The organism is Pedobacter sp. MC2016-05, from assembly GCF_026239735.1.
Lineage (GTDB): Bacteria > Bacteroidota > Bacteroidia > Sphingobacteriales > Sphingobacteriaceae > Pedobacter.
This window is the reverse complement of the sequence record NZ_JAPIVT010000015.1, coordinates 111,286-133,231: the sequence shown is the minus strand read 5'-3', so window position 1 is coordinate 133,231 and position 21,946 is coordinate 111,286. Positions and strand designations below refer to the sequence as shown.

General features: G+C 36.9%; 17 protein-coding genes. 7 read left to right on the top strand and 10 right to left on the bottom strand.

The features are described 5' to 3' along the window. Positions 1-22: 22 nt before the first annotated feature. The 7 genes from OQZ33_RS17625 to OQZ33_RS17595 form a co-directional block, all read right to left on the bottom strand. Positions 23-715, bottom strand: coding sequence for a GDSL-type esterase/lipase family protein (locus OQZ33_RS17625; RefSeq protein WP_265800508.1), 693 nt, complete (start codon positions 713-715; stop codon positions 23-25). A gap of 26 nt (positions 716-741) precedes the next feature. Then, entirely contained in the window at positions 742-1,647 is a 906-nt protein-coding gene (locus tag OQZ33_RS17620) for a glycerophosphodiester phosphodiesterase family protein (RefSeq protein ID WP_265800506.1), read from the bottom strand. Between the two features lie 41 nt (positions 1,648-1,688). Next, entirely contained in the window at positions 1,689-3,101 is a 1,413-nt protein-coding gene (locus tag OQZ33_RS17615; RefSeq protein WP_265800504.1) for a calcineurin-like phosphoesterase family protein, read from the bottom strand. A gap of 142 nt (positions 3,102-3,243) precedes the next feature. Further along, positions 3,244-4,809: a DUF5689 domain-containing protein gene (locus OQZ33_RS17610; protein WP_265800502.1), complete on the bottom strand. Its 1,566-nt coding sequence runs from the start codon at positions 4,807-4,809 to the stop codon at positions 3,244-3,246. Positions 4,810-4,833: 24 nt separating this feature from the next. After that, the gene (locus OQZ33_RS17605; RefSeq protein WP_265800501.1) at positions 4,834-6,405 is read right to left on the bottom strand and encodes a SusD/RagB family nutrient-binding outer membrane lipoprotein; all 1,572 of its coding nucleotides are present in this window, start codon (positions 6,403-6,405) and stop codon (positions 4,834-4,836) included. A gap of 11 nt (positions 6,406-6,416) precedes the next feature. Then, a complete protein-coding gene (locus OQZ33_RS17600) occupies positions 6,417-9,710 on the bottom strand; it encodes a SusC/RagA family TonB-linked outer membrane protein (protein ID WP_265800499.1) in 3,294 nt (1,097 codons plus the stop codon). A 536-nt stretch (positions 9,711-10,246) separates the two neighbouring features. Beyond that, entirely contained in the window at positions 10,247-11,491 is a 1,245-nt protein-coding gene (locus OQZ33_RS17595; RefSeq protein WP_265800498.1) for a sterol desaturase family protein, read from the bottom strand. A gap of 145 nt (positions 11,492-11,636) precedes the next feature. Between OQZ33_RS17595 and OQZ33_RS17590 the strand changes: the two genes are divergently transcribed. The 4 genes from OQZ33_RS17590 (at position 11,637) to pgl (ending at position 16,270) form a co-directional block, all read left to right on the top strand. Next, on the top strand, positions 11,637-12,395 hold the full coding sequence (locus tag OQZ33_RS17590) for an ROK family protein (protein ID WP_265800497.1): 759 nt from the start codon (positions 11,637-11,639) through the stop codon (positions 12,393-12,395). 101 nt (positions 12,396-12,496) lie between these two features. Further along, positions 12,497-13,912, top strand: a complete 1,416-nt coding sequence (gene gndA / locus OQZ33_RS17585; protein WP_265800495.1) for an NADP-dependent phosphogluconate dehydrogenase — start codon at positions 12,497-12,499, stop codon at positions 13,910-13,912. A gap of 28 nt (positions 13,913-13,940) precedes the next feature. Then, positions 13,941-15,455: a glucose-6-phosphate dehydrogenase gene (gene zwf, locus OQZ33_RS17580; protein ID WP_265800493.1), complete on the top strand. Its 1,515-nt coding sequence runs from the start codon at positions 13,941-13,943 to the stop codon at positions 15,453-15,455. Between the two features lie 89 nt (positions 15,456-15,544). After that, positions 15,545-16,270, top strand: a complete 726-nt coding sequence (gene pgl, locus OQZ33_RS17575; RefSeq protein WP_265800491.1) for a 6-phosphogluconolactonase — start codon at positions 15,545-15,547, stop codon at positions 16,268-16,270. Between the two features lie 180 nt (positions 16,271-16,450). Here the strand turns inward: pgl and OQZ33_RS17570 are convergent, their stop codons facing one another. The 3 genes from OQZ33_RS17570 to OQZ33_RS17560 all read right to left on the bottom strand — a co-directional run bounded on the left by OQZ33_RS17570 (position 16,451) and on the right by OQZ33_RS17560 (position 20,031). Continuing rightward, a complete protein-coding gene (locus OQZ33_RS17570) occupies positions 16,451-17,332 on the bottom strand; it encodes an exopolyphosphatase (RefSeq protein ID WP_265800490.1) in 882 nt (293 codons plus the stop codon). Next, positions 17,332-19,389: a polyphosphate kinase 1 gene (gene ppk1 / locus OQZ33_RS17565; RefSeq protein ID WP_056849047.1), complete on the bottom strand. Its 2,058-nt coding sequence runs from the start codon at positions 19,387-19,389 to the stop codon at positions 17,332-17,334. Before ppk1 ends, OQZ33_RS17570 begins: the two co-directional genes overlap by 1 nt. Before the next feature lie 129 nt (positions 19,390-19,518). After that, entirely contained in the window at positions 19,519-20,031 is a 513-nt protein-coding gene (locus OQZ33_RS17560) for a hypothetical protein (RefSeq protein ID WP_265800489.1), read from the bottom strand. A 265-nt stretch (positions 20,032-20,296) separates the two neighbouring features. On the opposite strand from OQZ33_RS17560, the gene OQZ33_RS17555 reads away from it, so the two are divergent. The 3 genes from OQZ33_RS17555 to OQZ33_RS17545 are packed head-to-tail and all read left to right on the top strand — an operon-like array spanning position 20,297 to position 21,927. Further along, positions 20,297-20,788 (top strand): YajQ family cyclic di-GMP-binding protein, encoded by a 492-nt coding sequence (locus OQZ33_RS17555; RefSeq protein ID WP_056849049.1) that lies wholly within the window; start codon positions 20,297-20,299, stop codon positions 20,786-20,788. A gap of 43 nt (positions 20,789-20,831) precedes the next feature. Then, positions 20,832-21,272, top strand: coding sequence for a GNAT family N-acetyltransferase (locus OQZ33_RS17550; protein WP_265800488.1), 441 nt, complete (start codon positions 20,832-20,834; stop codon positions 21,270-21,272). A 58-nt stretch (positions 21,273-21,330) separates the two neighbouring features. Beyond that, positions 21,331-21,927 carry a DUF4142 domain-containing protein gene (locus tag OQZ33_RS17545; protein WP_265800487.1) on the top strand — a complete coding sequence of 199 codons (597 nt, stop codon included), beginning with the start codon at positions 21,331-21,333 and terminating at the stop codon, positions 21,925-21,927. Positions 21,928-21,946 lie beyond the last annotated feature (19 nt).

The window sequence follows — 21,946 nt, the reverse complement described above, 5'->3', positions numbered from 1 at the left end:
TCCTTTAAAAATCGACATCTCATTAATTGAGGTAGCCTGTACTTTTCAAAAAGTCTGCCCATACCTTATAACCTTCTGGTATCAAATGAAGTCCATCTTTAGTAAGCTCGGCACGTAAATGTTTATCTTGATCCGTAAAATTTGAATACAAATCAATAACCGTTACATTTTTAGCGCTAAGCTTTTTAATTTCCTCGTTTAACCATAGAATTTGTTCATCCTTACCATAATGATTTTTGAACTTGGCAAAAGAGCTATTTACAGGTAGCAGCGTATTAAAATAAATTTGAGTTCTTTTCGATCCTTTTCTAATCCGCGAAATCATTGTTTTATAATTCCTTAAAATCACGCTATCTGGGATATTTCTTGAAATATCATTTATTCCGATTAGGATAAAGATTTTTGCTGGTTTACCATCTATAACATCTTCCAGACGCTCTAATACACCGAAGGTAATGTCACCAGAAATACCTCTGTTTTTTGCTTGAGGTAGATCTAACAGTTTTGCCCAATCGGTACCGGCTGTAATGCTATTGCCTAAGAAAACAAAATCTTTCTTTGATTTACTATCTGCTTTAAACCTGTTTACAATTTCTACATATTTGCCCGGCCGATAAGTACTGTCCCATTTGACGCTTTGGGCATTGGCAACATTAAATCCTTGTAGAGCGGCTATAATAACGCTAACTAATAATGTGAGATAGTTTCTTCTCATAGTGAATGATTTTTAAAGGCTTGAAGCTACAACTTTGTCTGCACTAAAACATCTGGATAATCAGAAATAATTCCATCAACTTTAAGGGCTTTCAACTTTTTAATATCTTCTGCTGTATTGGCTGTCCATGGCACAATTTTAACGCCATCAGCATGTGCCTTGGCAACCATTTCTTCGTTAACCATCTGCCAAACCGGACTCAAGATAAACGGTTTATAACCTAAATCAGCTATATTTTCTTCGTAACTTTTTTTATTGGCTACCAGAAATGAAGTCTTCACCTTCGGATATTTCTGATTGATGATTTGAATAGTTCGTTTGTCGAAGGATTGAATAACAACATAAGGCATGATTTTCTTTTTCTCAATAACATCCATTAATAGTTTAACAAAAACCTCAGGCTCTGGATTGGTCACTCCATCGCCTTTTTCACTACATTTTGTTTCGATGTTGTAGAAAAATTGCTTGCTTTTAGTTTTCTTGGTTTTGGCTTGAACAGAATCGATCAAACTATTTAATAATGGAATATATTGCTTTGATTTTTGCTGCTTTGGAAACTGATCAAAATATTTGGTTCCAAGATCGAATTTTCGTAGCTCATCATAATTCATTCCGAAAACAGGATATTTTTTCGCATCTGTAACAGGAATCTCCTTTCCCTCAGGCGTAAGCATAAATGCCGGACTTAAATAATCGTCATGCGTGACCACCACTTTGCCATCTTTAGTAATGTGCGTATCCATCTCCAAAGTGGTTATTCCATCAATTTTCATGGTTTGCAACATGGCTGTAATGGTGTTTTCAGGGTAAAGGCCGCGACCTCCCCGGTGGGCTTCTGCGCTGAATGCTGGAAATTTAGCTTGCTGAGAAAATCCAACTGACGCAAATAATGTTACGCCGCAAAAAACTGATACTGCTACTTTAAACTTCATATTAATTATTTTGAATGCTATAAGTTATCTGCCTTCTAGATTTAAGCTTTGAATTCAGCTTCGAATTTTTCGCCGAAGCGATCTGTTGCTACCACCTTTACTTCTTTTACAGCTGGTGGAAAATGAGCAAGAAATAAATGTTCGGTAGAATGAGGTTCAGGAAAAGTTCTGCCTGCAGGTAGCGTCGCACCTTTGTATAAAGTTACCGTTTGTGGATCATAACCTTTTTGGTTCTCCATCTCTCCCATCGCTTTTCCATCAAGAAAATACTCCACCTTCCATTTCGGATCCCAGTTCCATACATTGGCGATCAATCTTTTTTGATTGGTCAATTCATCTACATAAATATGTACCTGCTCTTTCCGATCTAAACCTGTTGATTTATAATACCACTTTAAATTTTTTCCATCTACTTCGTAAACGCCGTAACCTCTTGGTGTTCCATCTTCACAAACTGGCCCAGTCCACCATGCACCACAAACTGCACCATGATTGTGTTCGAAAATTCCATCGGTAATAACATTACGCATGTAATGCGTATGGCCAGACATGATGTGAACATTGGTAAATCCATTTAAAACTGCATATAAATCTGTATTGTTTTTCACCGAATTATGCACTGGAATATGCAAATTGATGATAACCAGCGCATCTTTATCTACGAACTTTAAATCTTTCGCCAACCAATCTAGTTGAGCTTGAGAGATATAGCCGTCGTATTTACGTTCTTCTCCTAGATAACGTACATCATCCATTACTACATAGTGTGCTTTACCGCGATTGAAAGAATAATAAGTTGGTCCGTAATGCTCTTGAAATGTCTTATCCGAAGTCTCATCGCCACCCATTCTGTAATCCATATCATGGTTACCTAAACATTGAAAAAATGGAATACCCATTTCTTTCACTGCTTGATTATAATCGACAAATAATTCATGGTTATCCCAAACAATATCGCCAACGGTTATTCCGTGTATCGGAATATTTCCCATCGATTGAATTACCTTTTTAGTATCAGGAACCGATGTTGTCATCATTTTCTCGACATCTTTTTTATTCTTCACCTGCGGATCGGCCCAAATGATAAAATTATGGCGATTATCATCTTGTCTCATCGCCTTCAACTCGAAATTTAAATCTGTTTTGGCATTAAGCTGTTCATAATACTTTGCTAAATGGCTATCGGTGGTAAACTCGTAACCTGATGGTGTGCTAATCCAAATAAACCTTGCTAAAGGATTTACTTCGATAGTATACTTGCCATTTTTATCAGTTTGGATTACATTAAAACCATCTGATACCACCACATTTGCAATACCTTTTCCTTTAGCGGTTACCCGGCCGCTAATTTTATTACCAACATCTAGAAGAGAAAAAGCTGAGTATGATTTTAAGCTTACAAATAAAGTTGTGGTAAGTAATCCAGTTTTTTGGATAAACGATCTTCTGTTCATTTAGGATGAATATGTATTGGTGATTGATAATTTAATGGGAGATGTTTAGAATTTGAAGTTGCTTTTTTTTTTAAATGTTAGGAGAAAATTCAAAGAAATTTTTTCCTAACATTTTGACTTTCATTTAGATGATATAAATCAGCTACCTAATCTCAGTGGCATTTGCGCCTTCTATTTCAGTTATAGTAGAAGTTTTGCTTAAAATAATTGTGGTTTGTGTACGTGCTTTTACCCATTTATTCAATTTCGTATCATAAGCACCACCCAAAACATAAAAGTAGCCTGCATCTGCAGGTAATGCATAAGTTAAAGACTGAGTATTCGTTCCTGCTCTGTAATACGGTTGCGGCACTAAGGTTTGTGGGTTGATGATATCGTAAATATCAGTGTTTCCAATTCTATAACCGGCACCATAATTTGGCGCTGCGCCAATTTGATACAAACTTCCACCACTATGGACCCATAGCACATCAATAGGTGCGGTGGCTTGGGTAACTTCAATTCCTCTAAACAATGCCATGCCAAACGCGTTTCCACTGTTTGCAAATAGTCCCGTGGTTGCATTGCCTGTTACAGTGCTCGATGAATTGAATCTATCGCTTACCTTATTATAATCTAAAGCTCTTATCCATTTTGAGGATGCAATAGAAGTTGAATTTGCACCATTTATAAGTTTATTAATACCGCCAACATAGAAGAATTCTCCTTTTACAACTGTTCCAGATGTAAGATTAATTTTGTAAGTTCTTTGTTGCCCAGTTGCCCAACCTTGTGCCGGTACGCCAGTAGGAACAGATGCACCAGCATTATTACTTACAACTAACGAGAAAGGTGTAACTGCAAAATTAATATCTTTAGTTGCCCGAAGTTGGACATATTCATTATTACCATCGCCTCCATTAACATCGCTGATAAAACCACTAATGATACACTCGGGCGCATCTACAGTTGAACTTAAAGGGTTTATGTCATTAGGATTGATCAAACGATGTTGTGGAACGATCTTATCATTAACCATTTTATTAATGATAATGCCCCTATAATTGCCAGAATAAGGCGGTTTCACATTCGCAAATGTTGCGCTTGGATCGGTTGCTAGTGTCAAATCTGCGGTACCATCATTAATTGTTTTTTCACCTGACAGCGTTTCAGAACTTGGTAAAGTAGGGTTAAACGTACATTTGTAGATGGTAAGTAACGTACAGTCATACCGATCAGGATAGGTGGTAATTAAGTTTCCAAATCCACGCGTATTGAACAATGTTTTTCCTGAAGCGATTTTAGTTACATCTGCACCCGATTTTCCGGTAATTTGCATTGAGCCATTTACACGCTTTAAAACACCACCATCAATTTTAACGTGAACCGAATCTCCTGGAACATATTTAGCCGCATCGGCACCAATATTAATGGCTATTCCTCTTAAAGAATCTGCTCCTCCAACAATTCTGGTATTTTGAATAATTAGCAAACCTGCAGGTAAATTTCTAGTGGAATGATCGGAGATTACCTGCCCCTTAATCATACTCGCTCCACGCATATTTTCGAGGTTTAAACTTACATCAGCATTCGTATATATCTTCCGCAAATCGAAGTTCGGAATAAAAGAACTTGGAGTAGAAATTACGTAATCGGAATCTCTTTTGCAACTTATTATAAAGGCCATGCAAACTAATGCATACAGCGCATTTTTTAATATCTTTTTCATAATTTTCAAATGAATTTTTTATGATTATGGCTTTTGCCACCACATTAACGTATTAATATCATCAGGCCCCTGTATGGCTATTGCATTATTGTAGCTTGTTGGGTTTGTAGATTGGGTAACCAACGGATAATTTAACCTGGCTGGCATTTTTTGGTTATTTACTAAACCTGGTCCTTTAGGTAAAATTGGATGGCCAGTTCTACGAAACTCAAACCACTGTTGCATATCTACCAAAAACAAGGCGTAGTATTTTTGAATGTGGATCATTTCCAGTTGGCTCGTATTGCCGAGAGTTGTATTATCTAGCGGCAATGTTGGGTCCCATTCCAAATCGGCAGCTGTAATATAATCGATAAATCTACTATCAGTTGGGGTACTGATATAGTTTGGCAGCCAATAGTTAATGGCATCAACCATTCCTTTATAGTAATATTTTTCAGTAGGCCCGCTAATCCACCCTTTAGCAGCGGCTTCTGCTAAAATGAAATCAACTTCCGCCGTGTTCATGATAATTCCTGTAAAACGATCGGTTTGTAATGTCGGTTTATTCGAATCAGCATCTGAATTAAAATGTGATAAAACAGTAACACCAGAACCAGGTGCGTAACCACTTGGAACACCTACAAAACCTCCATTTGGAGCTTGATCTATGCAAAAGCGATTAACATTTCCTGTTCCCAAACTTCCATTCATTCTTGGATCACCCCAACTAACTAATTTACTTAAGAAGAAATCACAAATAGGGATACCTCTAAAGTCGGCGGCGCGTATATTTACCATAAACGGCGATGAATAAACTGCTGTGCTGCTATTGGTTCCATTCCATAGTATTTTGGCGGTATGCGTATTGTCTTGCATAATCGGGTATTCTGCCGGATTAGTATCTACAATTTGTTTAATCTTCGCAATTACACTTGTTGAAACCTCGCTTTTGGCCGATACTCTTAATAATAGTCGTAGATATAGAGAATTGCAGAACCTCCTCCATTTAGAAACATCTCCCTGAAAAACAGGATCACTGGTAGCAACAATAGGAGTTCCTTCTTTTAAAAGTTGATTTGCTTGCTCCAATTGAGCGAACATCGCAGTATAAATATCTTTTTGCCTATCAAATGCAGGTTGTACATTACCTTCTTTCCCCATATTCGCCTGGCTGAAAGGAATATCGCCATAAGTATCAGTGAGTAATTGATATACCCAGGTTTGTGCTACCAGTGATATGCCTTGATAAGATTTATTAAGTGATTCTGGTTTGCTCGCAATATTGTAAATATCCTTTAAATCAGTAAGATACAGATACCAATTGTTCCAGGTATAATCTGCAAGCGTTCTGCGTACATCATACCTAAAAACCCTACCTTCAGAATCATTAATCTCAACGGTAACTTGCATTAACTGGTTATTGAAATTCCAGTTTCTGACCATATTGGTATTTAATACGCCTACCAGCGCCGGCGCAAGTAATTGGTTTGCACTTGTTGTACTTTTGCCTATAGGATCGGTATTTACCTCCGTAAAATCTTTTGTACAAGATGATACCGCCAAACCAATAATGGCCAAAAATGTATATGTTATTTTAAGTTTATAATTTTTCATGATAAATAGAGTTAAAGTCCAACAACTAAACGGGCACCAAAAGTACGGGTTGAAGGCAACTGCCCAGTTTCAAATCCCTGAACAATATCTGATCCGGCTAAAGTTCCAAACTCTGGATCAAATGCAGGCCAAGGCGACCAAATAAATAAGTTACGGCCATAAACACCTAAGCTTAGTTTAGTGAAACCAAGACCTTTAAGCACTTTTTGTCCGAAATTATAGGTTAAATTGGCTTCCCTGAATTTCAAATAATCAGTTCTAAAAACGCTTCCCTCCGCTTGGCCACTACCATAGAGAGATTCGTAATAAGCGTTCATATCAGTAGCCACTACATCATTTTTTCTATAAGTACCATCTGGATTTAAAAGAACGCCGTCGCCAACAACGCCGTTGTATCTTCCTGGTAAAGTGATAGTATGCTTACCCAATGATGCCATTCTAGAAAATGTTAATGAATGCCCAACTGCACCTAACTGTGCATCGAACAGGGCACCCAAACTTAAATTCTTGTAAGAGATATTTGATCCAAAACCAAATCTAAATTGTGGTAACGTATTACCCAAATACAATAAGTTTGGATTCTCAAGCGCAACACCAGTTTGGGGGTTAAATACGATTTGACCGTCTGGAGATCTTAAATAACCTCTTCCGTACATATCTCCCATGCTTCCGCCAACGTTGGCTACCACCTGGCCACCACCTAGGGCACCAGTGCGTAATACAACTGAACTATCCGCTAACTCTCTGATTTTATTTCTATTGGCCGAAAAATTTGCATTTACTTCCCATTTAAAAACTCTTGATTTCAATGGTGTTCCATTAATAGCCAACTCTATACCTTTATTATCTACCCTACCTATATTTATAACCTGCAAGTTGTAACCTGTAGATTTGTCGATAATTCTATTGAGTATTTGGTTTTTAGTATTTCCGCTGTATGCAGCAAAATCAAAATTTAATCTATTATTAAATAGTTTTACTTCCATACCCACTTCAACCGTCGTCGTGATAAGCGGTTTTAAATCAGGATTTGGCAATACACGGGGATTGTTCGTCGCACTATCCGGATAAATTCCGTCACTGGCATACAAATAATTATAGGCGGTTCTGTAGGGAACAGTGCTTCCACTACCTACTTGTGCAATTGAAGCTCTTAACTTGGCAAAGCTTACCAGCTTAGGCAGCTTCCAATAATCCGAGGCAATAAAAGCCAAACTTGCTGACGGATAGAAAAAACCAACATTATCCGTTCTGGTGATTGTAGCTAAAGTACTGTTCCAATCTTGACGGGCCGTTATATCTAAGAAAAGATAATTCTTAAAGCTTAAAGAGGCTAGCGCATAAAAACTGTTCAGTCTGAATTGCGCTGTATCTGGAACATATACCACTGGATTCTGATTGTTTGTTAAATCATAAATGTTTGGAATAATTAGTCCATCGGCTCTTCTCTCTAATTTATTGTATTGGTTTCTCATTTGGCTACCGCCTACACTAGCGGTCACTTGAAAATCTTTAGAGATCTTCTTATTGTATCTTAATAAAAAGTCAGCACTGATTTCATACGAACGGATGTCGGCTACACGAAACGAGCCCTGTGCAAATTTATTCCCGGCAGCATCCCAAGGACGGCGGGTTTCGCGAACATCATTATTTAAATCGCCAGATGCTCTTAACATCAGACTAAGCTCATCAGTAAATTTATAGGTAGCCTGAATATTTCCTAACCAGCCATTGCGTCTCTGCCCATTTAAATATTGTTCTGAAATTGCATAAGGCCCTTCAGGAAAAGTTGTGGTTAGGTTCGTAAACTGTCTAAAAATTTGTCCTGGTGCCCAGTAGTCTTTATACCAATCTATATTCACATTAGGTTGCGCAAACATAAACCAATACATTAACGATTGATTACCATATCCTGTTGCAGGCAGATTATCACTATTGCGATTACTGTATTGTACTTTTGCATTAATATTTAACTTTTTAGTGATGTTGGTTGTCGCATTTAACGCCACTGTTGTTCTATCTAAGCCGGTATTGGGTACAATCCACTCATTATTTCCATGACTTGCTGATAAACGCAAACCGACTTTTTTAAAAGTACCATCTATACTGAACGAGTTGGATGATTCAAATCCTGTTTTGAAAAATGCATCGACAGGATCGGGCGCAGCCACCCAAGGAGTTCTGGTTAAGCCTTGATTTTTGGTCGCAGGGTCGTACTGAAAAAACATCATACCTGGAGCAAACTCTGGCCCGTAGGTAGAACTTGTGGCACTTGTGTTTGCACCATCAGCACTCGCAGAATAAGAAAAGTATGAATTTCCGGCAACACCTGCCCCGTATTGTGTTTGTCTATCAGGACTTCGGTTTATTTCTTCCCATGCACTATTTGACGTAAATGAAATATTAACTTTCTTTCGGTTTAGGCCTGCAGATTTGGTCGTAATAATAATTGCCCCATTTGCACCACGTTGACCATATAATGCCGATGCCGCAGGCCCTTTTAAGATAGTTACATTCTCGATATCATCGGGACTCAAATCGTTTAAACCACTACCAAAATCGGCCGGCATGATATCTCCTGACGTACCGTACACCCCACCGCCTGTCCCACCAGTACGCCTAGCCGAGCTACTTGCCACCACGCCATCGATTACAATCAACGCTTCGTTGTCACCGGTTAAATTATTTTCACCACGCAAAATTATTTTATTTGATCCGGCGGGACCGCTATTTCTAACCAAATTTAAACCAGCAACTTTACCAGATAAGGCATCTGTCCAGTTGCTCGATACCGCATTGGTGAATGCAGTGCTATCCAATTTCGAAACCGCATAACCTAGTGATTTTTCTTCTCGCTTGATGCCGAGAGCGGTTACTACCACTTCATTTAATTGGCTGTTTGATGATTTTAACCTGATGGTTATCCCAGTCAAATTCCCAGTAATATTTCTGCTTGCAACCGTGTATCCAACCATGTTGAATGAAATGGTTCCGGCACTCTGAAGCGTAACCGAAAAATCTCCATTATCGTTTGTTACGCCCAACACCTTTCTAGCGCCATCGCTTATGGTTGTGCCCACTAAAGGCTGTCCATCTCCGTCATCAAGTACTTTTCCTTTAACTACAAAGCGTTGTGCCGGCTGCTGCGCAAACAGGCTAACAGTCGGCAAAAGAAATAGCCCGATAAGTAAAATTGTGAAATAAAATGAAAAGGGATGACTTACTACGGTTAAAAAAGACTTCTGCTCATCATGCTGAAGATGCTTAGGGATTTCATCAACAGTTTTCGATCCACGCCAAGACATGGAACTAGTTTTAGTAAAAAGTTTATTCATATTTATATCCGGTTATTAGCTTTTAATTAGTAATCTTCGTTTTGTTACGCTTTCGGAATAGCTGCAAAATAAGTCCTTCGAGATTAAGGATATGTTAAGCAACGATTAAGAAAACAGAATAAACGCACATAAAATTACGAATTGTTCTTTTTTATCTTATCAATGGTTTCGATAAATAAAATTAACAAAACAAATCGAAACTAAAAACAATTTATGAATATCTGAAAATAATTATCTTTTTAAAATAGATAATTTTATAGTAAAGAATATTATCAGACAAGATAATTCTCCATACCTTCCTAGAAATCATCATAGCAAGACCTAAAGCAATATATTAACAGTAAAAATTGGCGCCGGAAATAATAGGAAAGTAAAAAACGAACCCGTAATAATTTGGTTACAGGATAAATATTCAAAGATTACTGAAATGTTATTTAAACATTTTTAACAAAACAAAACTAAAATGTAACATTTGCATATCAGCGTAAATGAAAGATAAAGAAACATTATATTTTACTATTATGCGTAGCAAAAACATATTTAATGTAAATTTTACTTAAAGAAATTGTTCTCTCAAGAATAACAAGTGCGGATATTGGCAAAATGACTAGGCTGAAAATATGCAAGCTATAAAACAAATAGGCCATAATTAGAATCAAACGAAAGCATTCAAGATAGTAAATCCATTTTCGTTGCTCTAGCAGTGCACCAATATTAATTAAAGTGATTAAAATAAAAGCCGAGATGGCAGTTTTCTCCCAGGAACCAACGGCATTAAAAAATAGGGTTAATCCCGTAAGCATGGCTACAACCAAAATAAGTTGTATGTTTAAATAAAGCCTAAAATTTAACCTGGTGTTTTCCTTAATCTTATTTTGCTCAAATCTCTGTTCTAGAATTGGCCTAATATTTTGGTCCATTAATGCAGGACTTCCAAACAGTGCATCCCATTTTGCCCTAAAACCATTTGCTCGTTTATAAGCCTCTCCTATCTCCAAATAATAATGAAAATGCTGCCACAAAAAACTATAACTTTTTAATGGGTGCGTGAGGCCATATTTTGGGGCCTCCTCCTCCTGCTGAAAAGTACCAAAAAGTTTATCCCAAAAAACAAAAACATCTCCATAATTTTTATCCAAATACTTTTCATCACTTGCATGATGCACTCCATGAAGCGACGGCGTGATGAAAATGTTTTCTAACCAACCCAGTTTCCCTACCATTTGCGTATGTGTAAAAAATGAGTAGGCCCCATGTATCAACAATATGCTAATGATCATAGTAGGATGAAACCCTATGAAGGGCAATATGCACCAGAATATATTTCTAAAAATTGCCTGGAAAGTGGTAATTCTCGCTGCTGCAGACAAGTTGAATTCTTCACTTTGGTGATGAACGATGTGTGCAGCCCACAAGAAATTTATTTCGTGGCCTAATCTATGGTACCAATACCAAACTAAATCGGTGGCTAGCAATAGTAAAATCCAAACGTACCATTTCGTAGAGATATCAAACAATGCATAATTTCGAAATACCCAATCGTAAACCTGATAAAAACTAGCTGCAATAAACAGATTTAATAGGCGCTCTGCTATACCTATACTTAAGTTGGCTACGGTACTTTCATATTTAAAAACCTCCTCTCTTTTTTGCTTTTGAGCGATTTGATATTCAATAAATACAAAAATAAAAAACGCTGGAATTGCAAATGCAAGATAATTTAAGCCCATATTATGAAAGTTCTGTTTCAATTTTAAACGCGACAAACATAATAATATTCTATTAAATATATAGACTTAGTAGTTTACTATTTTAAATTAAATACCTTTCTATTCGTTTTATGTTTTTTGATTCTATTAATTTGCATCAATCAGTTTCAAAATAAATAATTGCAACATGGCAACAAAGACAAATAACGATCAATCCAATATTTTATCTATCGATATAGGCGGTACAAGTATTAAAACAGTATTGCTAGATGAGGATGGGAATATGTTATCAGAATATTTAAAAAGTAAAACTCCCGAAGGTGCAACACCAAAAGATATTGTATCCGGTATTGAAGCGTTAATTAAGCCTATCCCTAATACTTTCAATAGGGTTTCAATTGGTTTTCCAGGTTATGTAAAAAATGGGATTGTAAAAACTGCACCTAATCTGGCAAAAAACAAATGGGCTGATGTCGATTTGGCCCAACGTGTAGCAGATGCTCTTAATAAACCAGTAAGACTAGTAAATGATGCCGATCAACAAGGTTTGGGCGTAGTTGACGGAAAAGGATTTGAAATTGTGTTCACTGTTGGAACCGGTTTTGGAACCGCCCTTTTGTTTGATGGCGAGCTATTACCTCATTTGGAACTTGCACATTTTCCGTTAAACAAAGAAGAGGATTACGACGATTATATCGGGAACAAAGCTTTTGAAAAGATAGGTGCCGAACGTTGGAACAAACGCCTTAAAAAAGTAATCGAAACTTATAAAACGGTATTCAATTATGATTTTCTTTATATCGGCGGAGGCAACTCGAAACAAATAGACATTAAGCTAGATGAAAACATGAAACTGGTAACCAATAGAGATGGAATTAAAGGCGGCGCCAAACTTTGGAAATTGGCCGATAAATACAATATATTTACAGTTAATCCAAAAGTGTAAAATATACACTAATTGGTTTTTTTATTACAATCAAATAACAACACAATTAATAATATTAATTTCTAAACCCTAATTTTGGGTAACAAGCAAAAGAGCAAGAAATGTCAAATAACGATTCTAAAAATTACAAATTAGGAATGATAGGTTTGGGCACAATGGGCCGAAACTTATTATTAAACATGGCAGATAAAGGTTTTTCCGTTACGGGTTACGATAAAGATCAGAAGATGATCTCAAAACTTGAAGATGAAGGAAAAGAGCACAATCTTAAGGGATACAACGATATCAAAGCCTTTATCAGTAGTTTACAAACGCCAAGAACCCTGATTTTGTTAGTGCCAGCCGGCCCAATAGTGGATAGCGTTATTAATGAACTTAAACCTTTATTGAGTAAAGGCGACATCATTATCGATAGTGGAAATTCGCATTTTACCGATACCAACCGCCGTGTTGACGAGTTGGAAAAAGATGGTTTACATTTCTTTGGAATGGGGATTTCTGGTGGCGAAGAGGGTGCAAGGTTTGGACCAAGTATGATGCCAGGAGGAGACAAACAAGCATACAACGTGGTTAAAGATGTTTTTGACGCAGTTGCTGCTAAAGTAGGTAGCGATCCATGTGTTACTTACATTGGTCCAGGTGCTTCCGGTCACTTTGTAAAAATGGTACACAACGGCATTGAGTACGCTATCATGGAACTTATAGCAGAAATTTATGGTGTACTTAAAAACGGGATGGGTTATTCTAACAAAGGAATTTACAATGTTTTTAAGAAATGGAATGAAGGCAGACTACAGTCTTTCCTTTTAGAAATTACTGCAGAAATATTTTTGTTTAAAGATACAGAAACACAAAATGATCTATTGGATCAAATTAAAGATGAAGCCCGCTCAAAAGGAACAGGTAAATGGACTTCAGAAGTTTCAATGGAACTTCAGTTGCCGGTACCTACCATCAATGAAGCAGTTTCAAATCGCGATTTATCAAAATTTAAAGCATTAAGGGTTTCACTTGAGGATGCTTTTGGTAAAAAAGAAAACAAAATTGATGTCACTGTTGATGACTTAGAAAATGCCTTTTATTTTTCTATGATTAGCGCCTATGCACAAGGGATGCACCTGCTAGTGCAAGCCTCTAAAGAATATCAATACGATCTTCAACTGCAGGAAATTGCAAAAATTTGGAGGGGTGGTTGTATCATCCGGGCTAAATTTTTAGAAGATATTTATCAGGCTTACGAGAAAAATAATTCGTTGGAACACTTGTTCGGTGATAGCGGTATTCAGGAGATTATTAAATCTACACTTGCAGGTACTCGTAAGAGCATTTGCGCATGCATCAATGCCGGTATCGGAATTCCAGCCTTTGCCTCAACCCTAACCTATTTCGATACCATTACCACTGCCCGAATGCCTTCGAACTTAATACAGGCACAAAGAGATTTCTTCGGAGCTCATACCTTCGAACGTATAGATAAAGATGGCGTATTCCATGCTGATTGGAACAAATTATCATAATAAATTTGATTAAGAATCTGAAAATATAATGAAAACCAAAACCGCATTAAACCCCACAATATTTGTAATATTTGGTGGTACAGGTGATTTAAATAAAAGAAAACTAGCACCTGCGCTATACAACTTATTTATTGAGGGTTACATGCCTGATCAATTTGCTATCATTGGCACCGGTAGAACCGAGTATACCGATGAGAGTTACAAAACCGCTCTAGAAGAAGCCGTAAATGAGTTTTCTCGCTCTGGTAAAGTTAAAAAAGAAAAATGGGACACGTTTGGAGATACCATCCAATATTGTCCTACTGATTTTGCTCAACCGAAAACCTTCGAAAATTTAAAAGCGGCGGTAGAAAAATACCAAAAAGAATATGGTAAAGATACGCAGGTGATTTTTTACCTGGCCGTGGCGCCAAACTTCTTCCCTGTGATTGCCGAATACCTGCAAAAATATAAACTTACCGAAGATGAAGACAATAGCCGTATCGTAATTGAGAAGCCATTTGGTCATGATTTAGAGTCTGCAAAAGAACTTAATGCATTACTAAGTACAATTTTCACCGAGAAACAAATCTACCGCATTGATCATTATTTGGGTAAAGAAACGGTGCAAAACATGATGGCATTTAGGTTTGCAAATGCACTATTTGAACCATTATGGAATAGATCTTACATCGATCACGTTCAGATTTCGGTTACCGAACAGTTGGGGGTTGCCGATCGGGGTGGTTATTATGAAGGTGCTGGTGCCTTGCGTGATATGATTCAAAACCACCTTCTACAGTTGTTGTGCTTAATAGGCATGGAAGCGCCAATTAACTTTGATGCCGACGAAATTAGAAACCGTAAGGTGGAGGTTTTGAGAGCCATGCGTCCGTTCTCTGCTGAAGATATCCGTTTCCACACCGTACGTGGCCAATACAGCAAAGGTTGGGTTGAAGGTAAAGAGGTTCCGGGCTATCGCCAGGAAAAAGGTGTGGATCCACACTCCAATACAGAAACCTTCGCCGCTGTAAAATTTCATATTGATAACTGGAGATGGCAGGGAATTCCGTTTTATTTAAGAACTGGTAAACGGTTAAATCAAACTTCATCTCTGATTACAATTCAGTTCAGAGATGTTCCTCATCAAATTTTCTCTTCTGATGTTACAGAGAGTTGGCAACAAAACCGCCTGGTAATTAGTATTCAGCCAGAAATGAGTATTCGCATGCAGGTGCAAGCGAAAAGACCTGGTTTGGATATGGTTTTAAATCCTGTTGATATGGTTTTTGACTATAAAGGTACTTACGAAGGCGACACACCGGAAGCTTATGAAACTCTATTATTGGATGCCATGATGGGTGATCAAACGTTATTTATGCGTGGCGATCAGGTAGAAGCTGCCTGGGAATTGGTGATGCCAATTTTAAACACCTGGGAAAGTAAAAAATCAATAAATTTTCCAAACTATCCAGCCGATAGCTGGGGACCTGAAGAAGCAGAGGCACTTATTGCAAGAGATGGCTTCCATTGGTTCAATTTACCATTAAAAAATAAAGAGTAAAAACTCCTCATAGCCGGGCAGAAAGTAATAATCAACTAACGTGATTGAGATTACTTTTTGCCTTGCAATAATGTTTAATATTTAGCAATATGAATTTATTAATATATAAAACGATTGAAGAACTCACTGAAGATTTAGCAGATTACATTATTAAAATTGCTGAGGTTTCTATTGAGGAAAATGATTGTTTTAATTTTGTTTTAACCGGAGGTAGTTCACCCAAAGCACTTTATCATTTTCTGGCTAAAGAATGCGAACATAGAATTGATTGGGAAAAAGTATATTTCTTTTTTGGCGATGAGCGGAATGTTCCGGCAAATGATGAAAATTACAATGGGTTATTGGCAAAAAAGGCACTACTCGATCCATTAAACATTAAAGACGATCATATTTTTTATGTTGATACAACACTGGCTCCAGAGAAAGCTGCAATTGAGTATAAAAAATCAATCGATGCTCATTTCAAAGGCGAAGATTTAGTTTTCGATCTAATTTTATTGGGAATGGGTGATGATGCACATACCGCATCAATCTTCCCTCATACTTCATTAGTTAAAGATGAAGAAGTAAACGTAGCTTCTGTTTTTGTAGAAAAGCTAAACACTTATCGCGTTAGTTTTACAGCCCCGTTAATTAACAAAGCCGAAAATATAGCATTTCTTGTTTTTGGAGAAAATAAAGCCGAAGCCATTAAACACGTAATTGGTGACGAACAAAAAGATTTTGATTTATATCCATCTCAACTCATTGATCCTATTGATGGTAAGCTTACTTTCTTTACTGATGAGGCTGCCACTAAACTATTAGAAGAATAGTGTCTGGTCAACCAGATGATTTTTTAAATGGGAAAACGGAATATACCTTAGGTTTATTCCGTTTTTTTTATGGCACTGATAAGTGATATTAAACCATCATTTAAGAATTTACGCCACAAGAGATTTAAATGAAGAAGTAATGCATTTTCTTAAACTCGCTAGCGCTGGAAGTTTCCATTCCTAATCAAGTTTTTCCTCAATTAAAAGTTTAATAATTCCATCAGCCATGCCCACTTTTGGAACAAAAATTTGTTTAATACCTGTCCATTTCATTAGGGTCAAATAAATTTCACTTGCAGGAATGATTACGTCAGCACGATCAGGATTTAAACCCAATTCATGTATACGCTCTTTTAGAGAATAGCTTGTTAACTTATTGTAAAGTGCATTTAGTTTTTGAATTGATAGCGGGGCACCATCCTTTTCATCACTCATTCTGAATAATTTATTAATATTACCTCCAGTTCCAATTGCTGCCAACTGTTTGTAGTTCTTGGTGTGCTCCTTCACCCATTCTTTCATTTCGTCCCAGGTTTCTTCTTTATCCTGGTTATCCAACATTCTTATCGTGCCAATATTAAACGAACGTGAAGCTTCTGGTACACCTTTTACAAATACCGATAATTCGGTGCTACCACCACCAACGTCGATGTATAAATACGTTTTATTTTCATCTAAATCGGCCTCTATGTGGTTAGCATAAATGATATTGGCTTCTCTCTGACCTTCAATAATTTCAAGATTCAAATCCGTTTGTGCTTTAATCATTTTAACGATATCCTCTCCGTTGCTAGCCTCACGCATGGCTGAAGTGGCACAGGCCAAATATTCGGAAACATGATAAACATCCATCAGACTTTTAAAGGCTGACATCGTTTTCACCAAATCTCCTGCTTTTCTTTCAGAAATATGATGATCCAAGAAAGCATCATCGCCCAAGCGTAAGGGCACTCTAATTAAAGTGTTCTTTTTATATTTATATTTTCCGTCGCTTTTGCTGATGTCGGCAATGAGCAATCTTACTGCGTTCGAGCCAACATCTATAGCTGCATATCTTAACATTATTGGTGCTTGGTTTTTAAGTAGTTATAAATATCAACCTGAGCTCTAATCTTTTTGCTCAATCTATTTTTATGATATTTATTATTATTGGATGCGTTAATTTGTCGTGATTTTGTATTGTCTTGCAACTGAAGATCAATGATATCTTGAATTTCTTGCTTTACTTCGGGATCAAGAACCGGAAAGCCTACTTCTACCCTATGCTCAAAGTTTCTGCTCATTAAATCTGCAGAAGATAAGTACATATCATTTTTGCCATTATTGCTGAAAATGTAAATCCTTGCATGCTCCAGAAACTTATCGATAATACTGATGGCAGTTATGTTTTCACTAAAGCCTTTAACACCGGGAACTAAGCAACAAATTCCCCGTACAATGAGTTGAATTTTAACACCAGCATTACTGGCATCGTATAGTTTTGAAATGATGCCTTCATCAGCTAAACTATTCACTTTTAACATAATGTAAGCCAGTTTTCCGGCTTTGGCATTTCTTATTTCTCTATTAATGAAATTGATCAGCTTTGAGCGACTTTCCAATGGAGAAACGATTAAATGTTTAAACCCTTTGGTTACTGTTCTTTTATTTAACGCATCAAATAGTTTTACCAGATCATTTGTAATTTCCTTTTTAGCTGTGAAAATACTGTGATCGCAATATAACCCAGCGGTTTTCTCATTGAAATTTCCTGTCGCTAAATTTGCATAATAAACAGGCTTATCCTTTTCTATTCTTTTAACAAGGCAAATTTTGGAATGAACCTTATAGTCTGTTAAGCCATAATTAACTTTTACGCCTTCTTCCATCAACCTCGATGTCCAGAATATATTGGCTTGTTCATCAAACCGGGCCTTTAGTTCCAATACTACAGAAACTGATTTGCCGTTCTTTGCCGCATTAATTAAGGCGTTAATTACCTTCGAGTTTTCAGCAAGGCGATATAGCGTGATTTGAATTTCAGTAACCTTAGGATCAATTGCCGCTTCCCGCAGAAACAATATGATATAGTCATAAGATTGATATGGTAAGTTCACCAGATAATCGCGGCGAGCAATTCTACTAAAAACACTCTGCGTACGTGGCAAATCATGCACTTTTAAGGGTACGTTTGGTGCATACTCCAATTCTTTCTTCCCAACGTTAGGAAAAGAGATAAAATCTCCAAATTTATGATAACTATTACCCGGTATTAAACTGTCGGCATCGAGTTTGAGTTTGTTTACCAAAACAGTAAGCATGTTCAAAGGCATTGCCGAATCGTACAATAAACGCATGGGTTTACCTTTTTTCCGTTTCTCTAAACTGCTTTTTAAGTCTTCAATAAACTTATCATCGATATTTTTATCTATATCCAACTCAGCATCTCGTGTTAGCTGAATAGAGTAAGCTTCTAAATGATCGTAAGTAAAAACATAGAAAATATCATCCAGGCAATAACGAATAATATCTTCAGCAAGAATAATAAACTTTAAATCGTTGGTTTCTGGTAAGACCAGGAAACGTGGCAAACTCGGCGGAATCTCGATTAGCGCATACTTCTCTCTAACTTTCGTATCTTTTTTGGATAATTTCACAAAGAAATACAAAAACCGATCTTTTAGTTCTGGAAAAGGTTTATCCATATCCAACATGATCGGAACCAGATTTGATAAAATTTTATCACGAAAGTGGTTCTTCACAAACTCTCCTCTACTCACATTGAGCTGGGTATCATTCAAAATAAAGATTCTATTTTGTGCAAGCTCATTGATAAGCGTAGCCTGAAACAATTGATCGAACTTGCGCTCTTGTTTCACTACGATATTCTTAATCTCATTTAGGATTTTTTTCGGATTGAAACCCAAAAGGGCTTTTGCTTTATCGTTTAAATTGGTTAACCGCGACATTGTAGCGACCCGCACCCGATAAAACTCTTCCAGATTGGAAGAAAATATAGATAGAAACTTAATCCTTTCGATGAGTGGAACGGTTTCATCGGCCGCTTCTTGTAACACACGATCGTTAAAATACAACCAACTTATCTCCCGGTTTAAAAATGGTATTTTCTTCTTGCTCATCTAAAAAAATAAAAAATCCCCGTGGGTACAGGGATGCTCAAAGCTGCAAAATAATTTGTTAAATTGATGTTAATAAATCAAAGTGTTAACGTTAACGAATTGTTTAATCGTTAATACAAGAATCCGAAACTAAAGCAATTTTTTAGCGGCCGTTTTAACACTTTTTGGCTTTGCTGTTTCTTCAGCTGCTTTGGAAACGTCTTTTGCTAACGGTTTTGCCCTATCTTGAACTGCTTTTTTAGTATCGGTAGCGTCGTTCTTGGCTGTTGCTACTTTTTGCTTAGCCGCAGATGTTGTTTTACTAACAGCTTTTTCTGTTAATTTTGGTACGACAGTTGCAGCAAGCTCGCTTATTTCTTTTTTAGCAGGGGTATTCTCTTTCGTTTCAGTCGCTTTACTTGCCGTTTTTTTAATGGCTTCTACTGGCTTAGCTAATGCTTTTTCTACTTTTTCTTCTGATGCAATTGCTGCAACTTTAACACTTTGAACAATCGGTTTAGCTTTAGAAACTGCTTTTTTAACCACCTTAGCCGCAGATTTTTCTGCTTTATTAACAACCTTTGTAACCGGCTTTTTATCAGCCTTTGATTTTGACGACTTTAATAAATCATCAATCTTATGACCCACATCTGATTTGATCACCGTAAACTTTTTAGTCAGTTTTTTAGCTACGCGTTTGCTTGCTTTTGCAACTTCTGAACTGATTTCTGATGCATCATGGCCCAAGCTTTTAATTACATCTAAAAACTGCGAAGTAATTGATTGCTCTAACTGTTTTGCAGCTTCTTTTTTTGTTGCTTTTTTTTGAGACTTAGCTTTAGTGGTTTTCATATTATTTTTCGTTTTTTTGTGAGATCGATTATTTTCTAATAAATCTACTTAATTTTTTAATTTAAAAGCTAAAACCATGCCTTCTTTTGATATTGTAAGTAAAGTTGATGCGCAAACCCTTGATAATGCGATCAATAATGCCAAGAAAGAAATCCTCAATAGATTTGATTTCAATGGATCGAAAAGTACTGTAGATTTGGATAAAAAAACCAACGTTGTAACCATTGTTACGGAAGATGACATGCGATTAAAAGCCATAGAAGGTTCGATCATATCGAGGATGATGAAACAAAATCTGGATCCAAAAAGTCTTGACTTTGGCAAAGAAACCATCGCATCCGGCAATATGATTCGCAAGGAAATTACCATTAAAGAAGGATTGGATAAAGAGGCAGCCAAAAAGGTTGTTGCTAAAATTAAAGCGAGTGGTTTAAAAGTACAACCATCAATCATGGATGACCAGGTTCGGGTAACCGCCAAAAAAATTGATGACCTCCAAGCTGTAATTTCTCTATGCCGTGGTGAAGATTTCGACCAGCCATTGCAGTTCATTAACATGAGAAATTAGTCAATTTAATCTGTTAATGCTTATCAAAATAAAGGATTAAAAAATGCAGGTAATTGAAGATGGATTTCTTTTTTCAGATCAGAAAGAACTATTGCAGATAGATCGGATTCATAGCTATTTAAGTAAAGAATCATATTGGGCTAAGGATATCCCTTCAGAAACCGTTGCTGCTTCGATTCAAAATTCGCTTTGTTTCGGCATCTACAAGAGTGGCCTTCAGATAGGCTTCGCCCGGTGGGTAACCGATAAAGCGACTTTCGGCTGGCTGTGTGATGTCTACGTTGAAGAGGGTCATCGTGGTAATGGCCTGGCTAAAAAATTAATATCGTTTATGATTTTCCACCCTGATTTACAAAATCTGAGAAGATACCAGCTGGCTACCCATGATGCACATGAGCTCTATGAGCAATTCGGATTTTCGCAGATAAAAAATCCCGAAAACCAGATGGCAATCTCCATTTCAAATCCTTACAATAAAGACTAACATCAAAAAAACCTTTTGTGCTTATTGGTGTTTTGTTTACGTACAAAACGAAAATAAAATGAGCAATAAATTTTTATATGTAACCGCAATTGCATTAGCAGTAAGTTTAACCGCTTGCCAAACGGCAGATAAAAAATCATCTACTACAAAAGATAGCGTAGCTGGCGATACCAATATGGTAAACGGCAATCACGTTGCAGGAAGTGAAGTGATAGAAACAGGTTTGGATGAAGCTGGCGCAACATTTTTGAGAAAAGCAGCTGTAGGTGGTATTATGGAAGTTGAAGCAGCAAAAATTGCGATGAAGAACGCTTCCAATCAGAAAGTGAAAGATTTCGCCTCTAAAATGCTGACAGACCATACTCAGGCCAACAAAGAACTAAAAGCATTGGCGACAGATAAAAAAATAATTACTCCCGATGCGCTTCCAGCCGAAGATCAGATCCATCTGGATGAAATGAAGAAAATGACTGGCGCAAGCTTTGATAAACATTATATGGATATGATGGTTACCGATCATCAAAAAACAATTTCTTTGTTTAAAGATGGCATGGAAAACAAAGATGCAAAACTAAAAGAATGGGCAGGTAAAACCCTAACTGTTATAGAAGGTCATGATCAGTCAGCTAAAGAAATTGTATCCAACCTAAAATAAGGAACCATTAATTATTTAA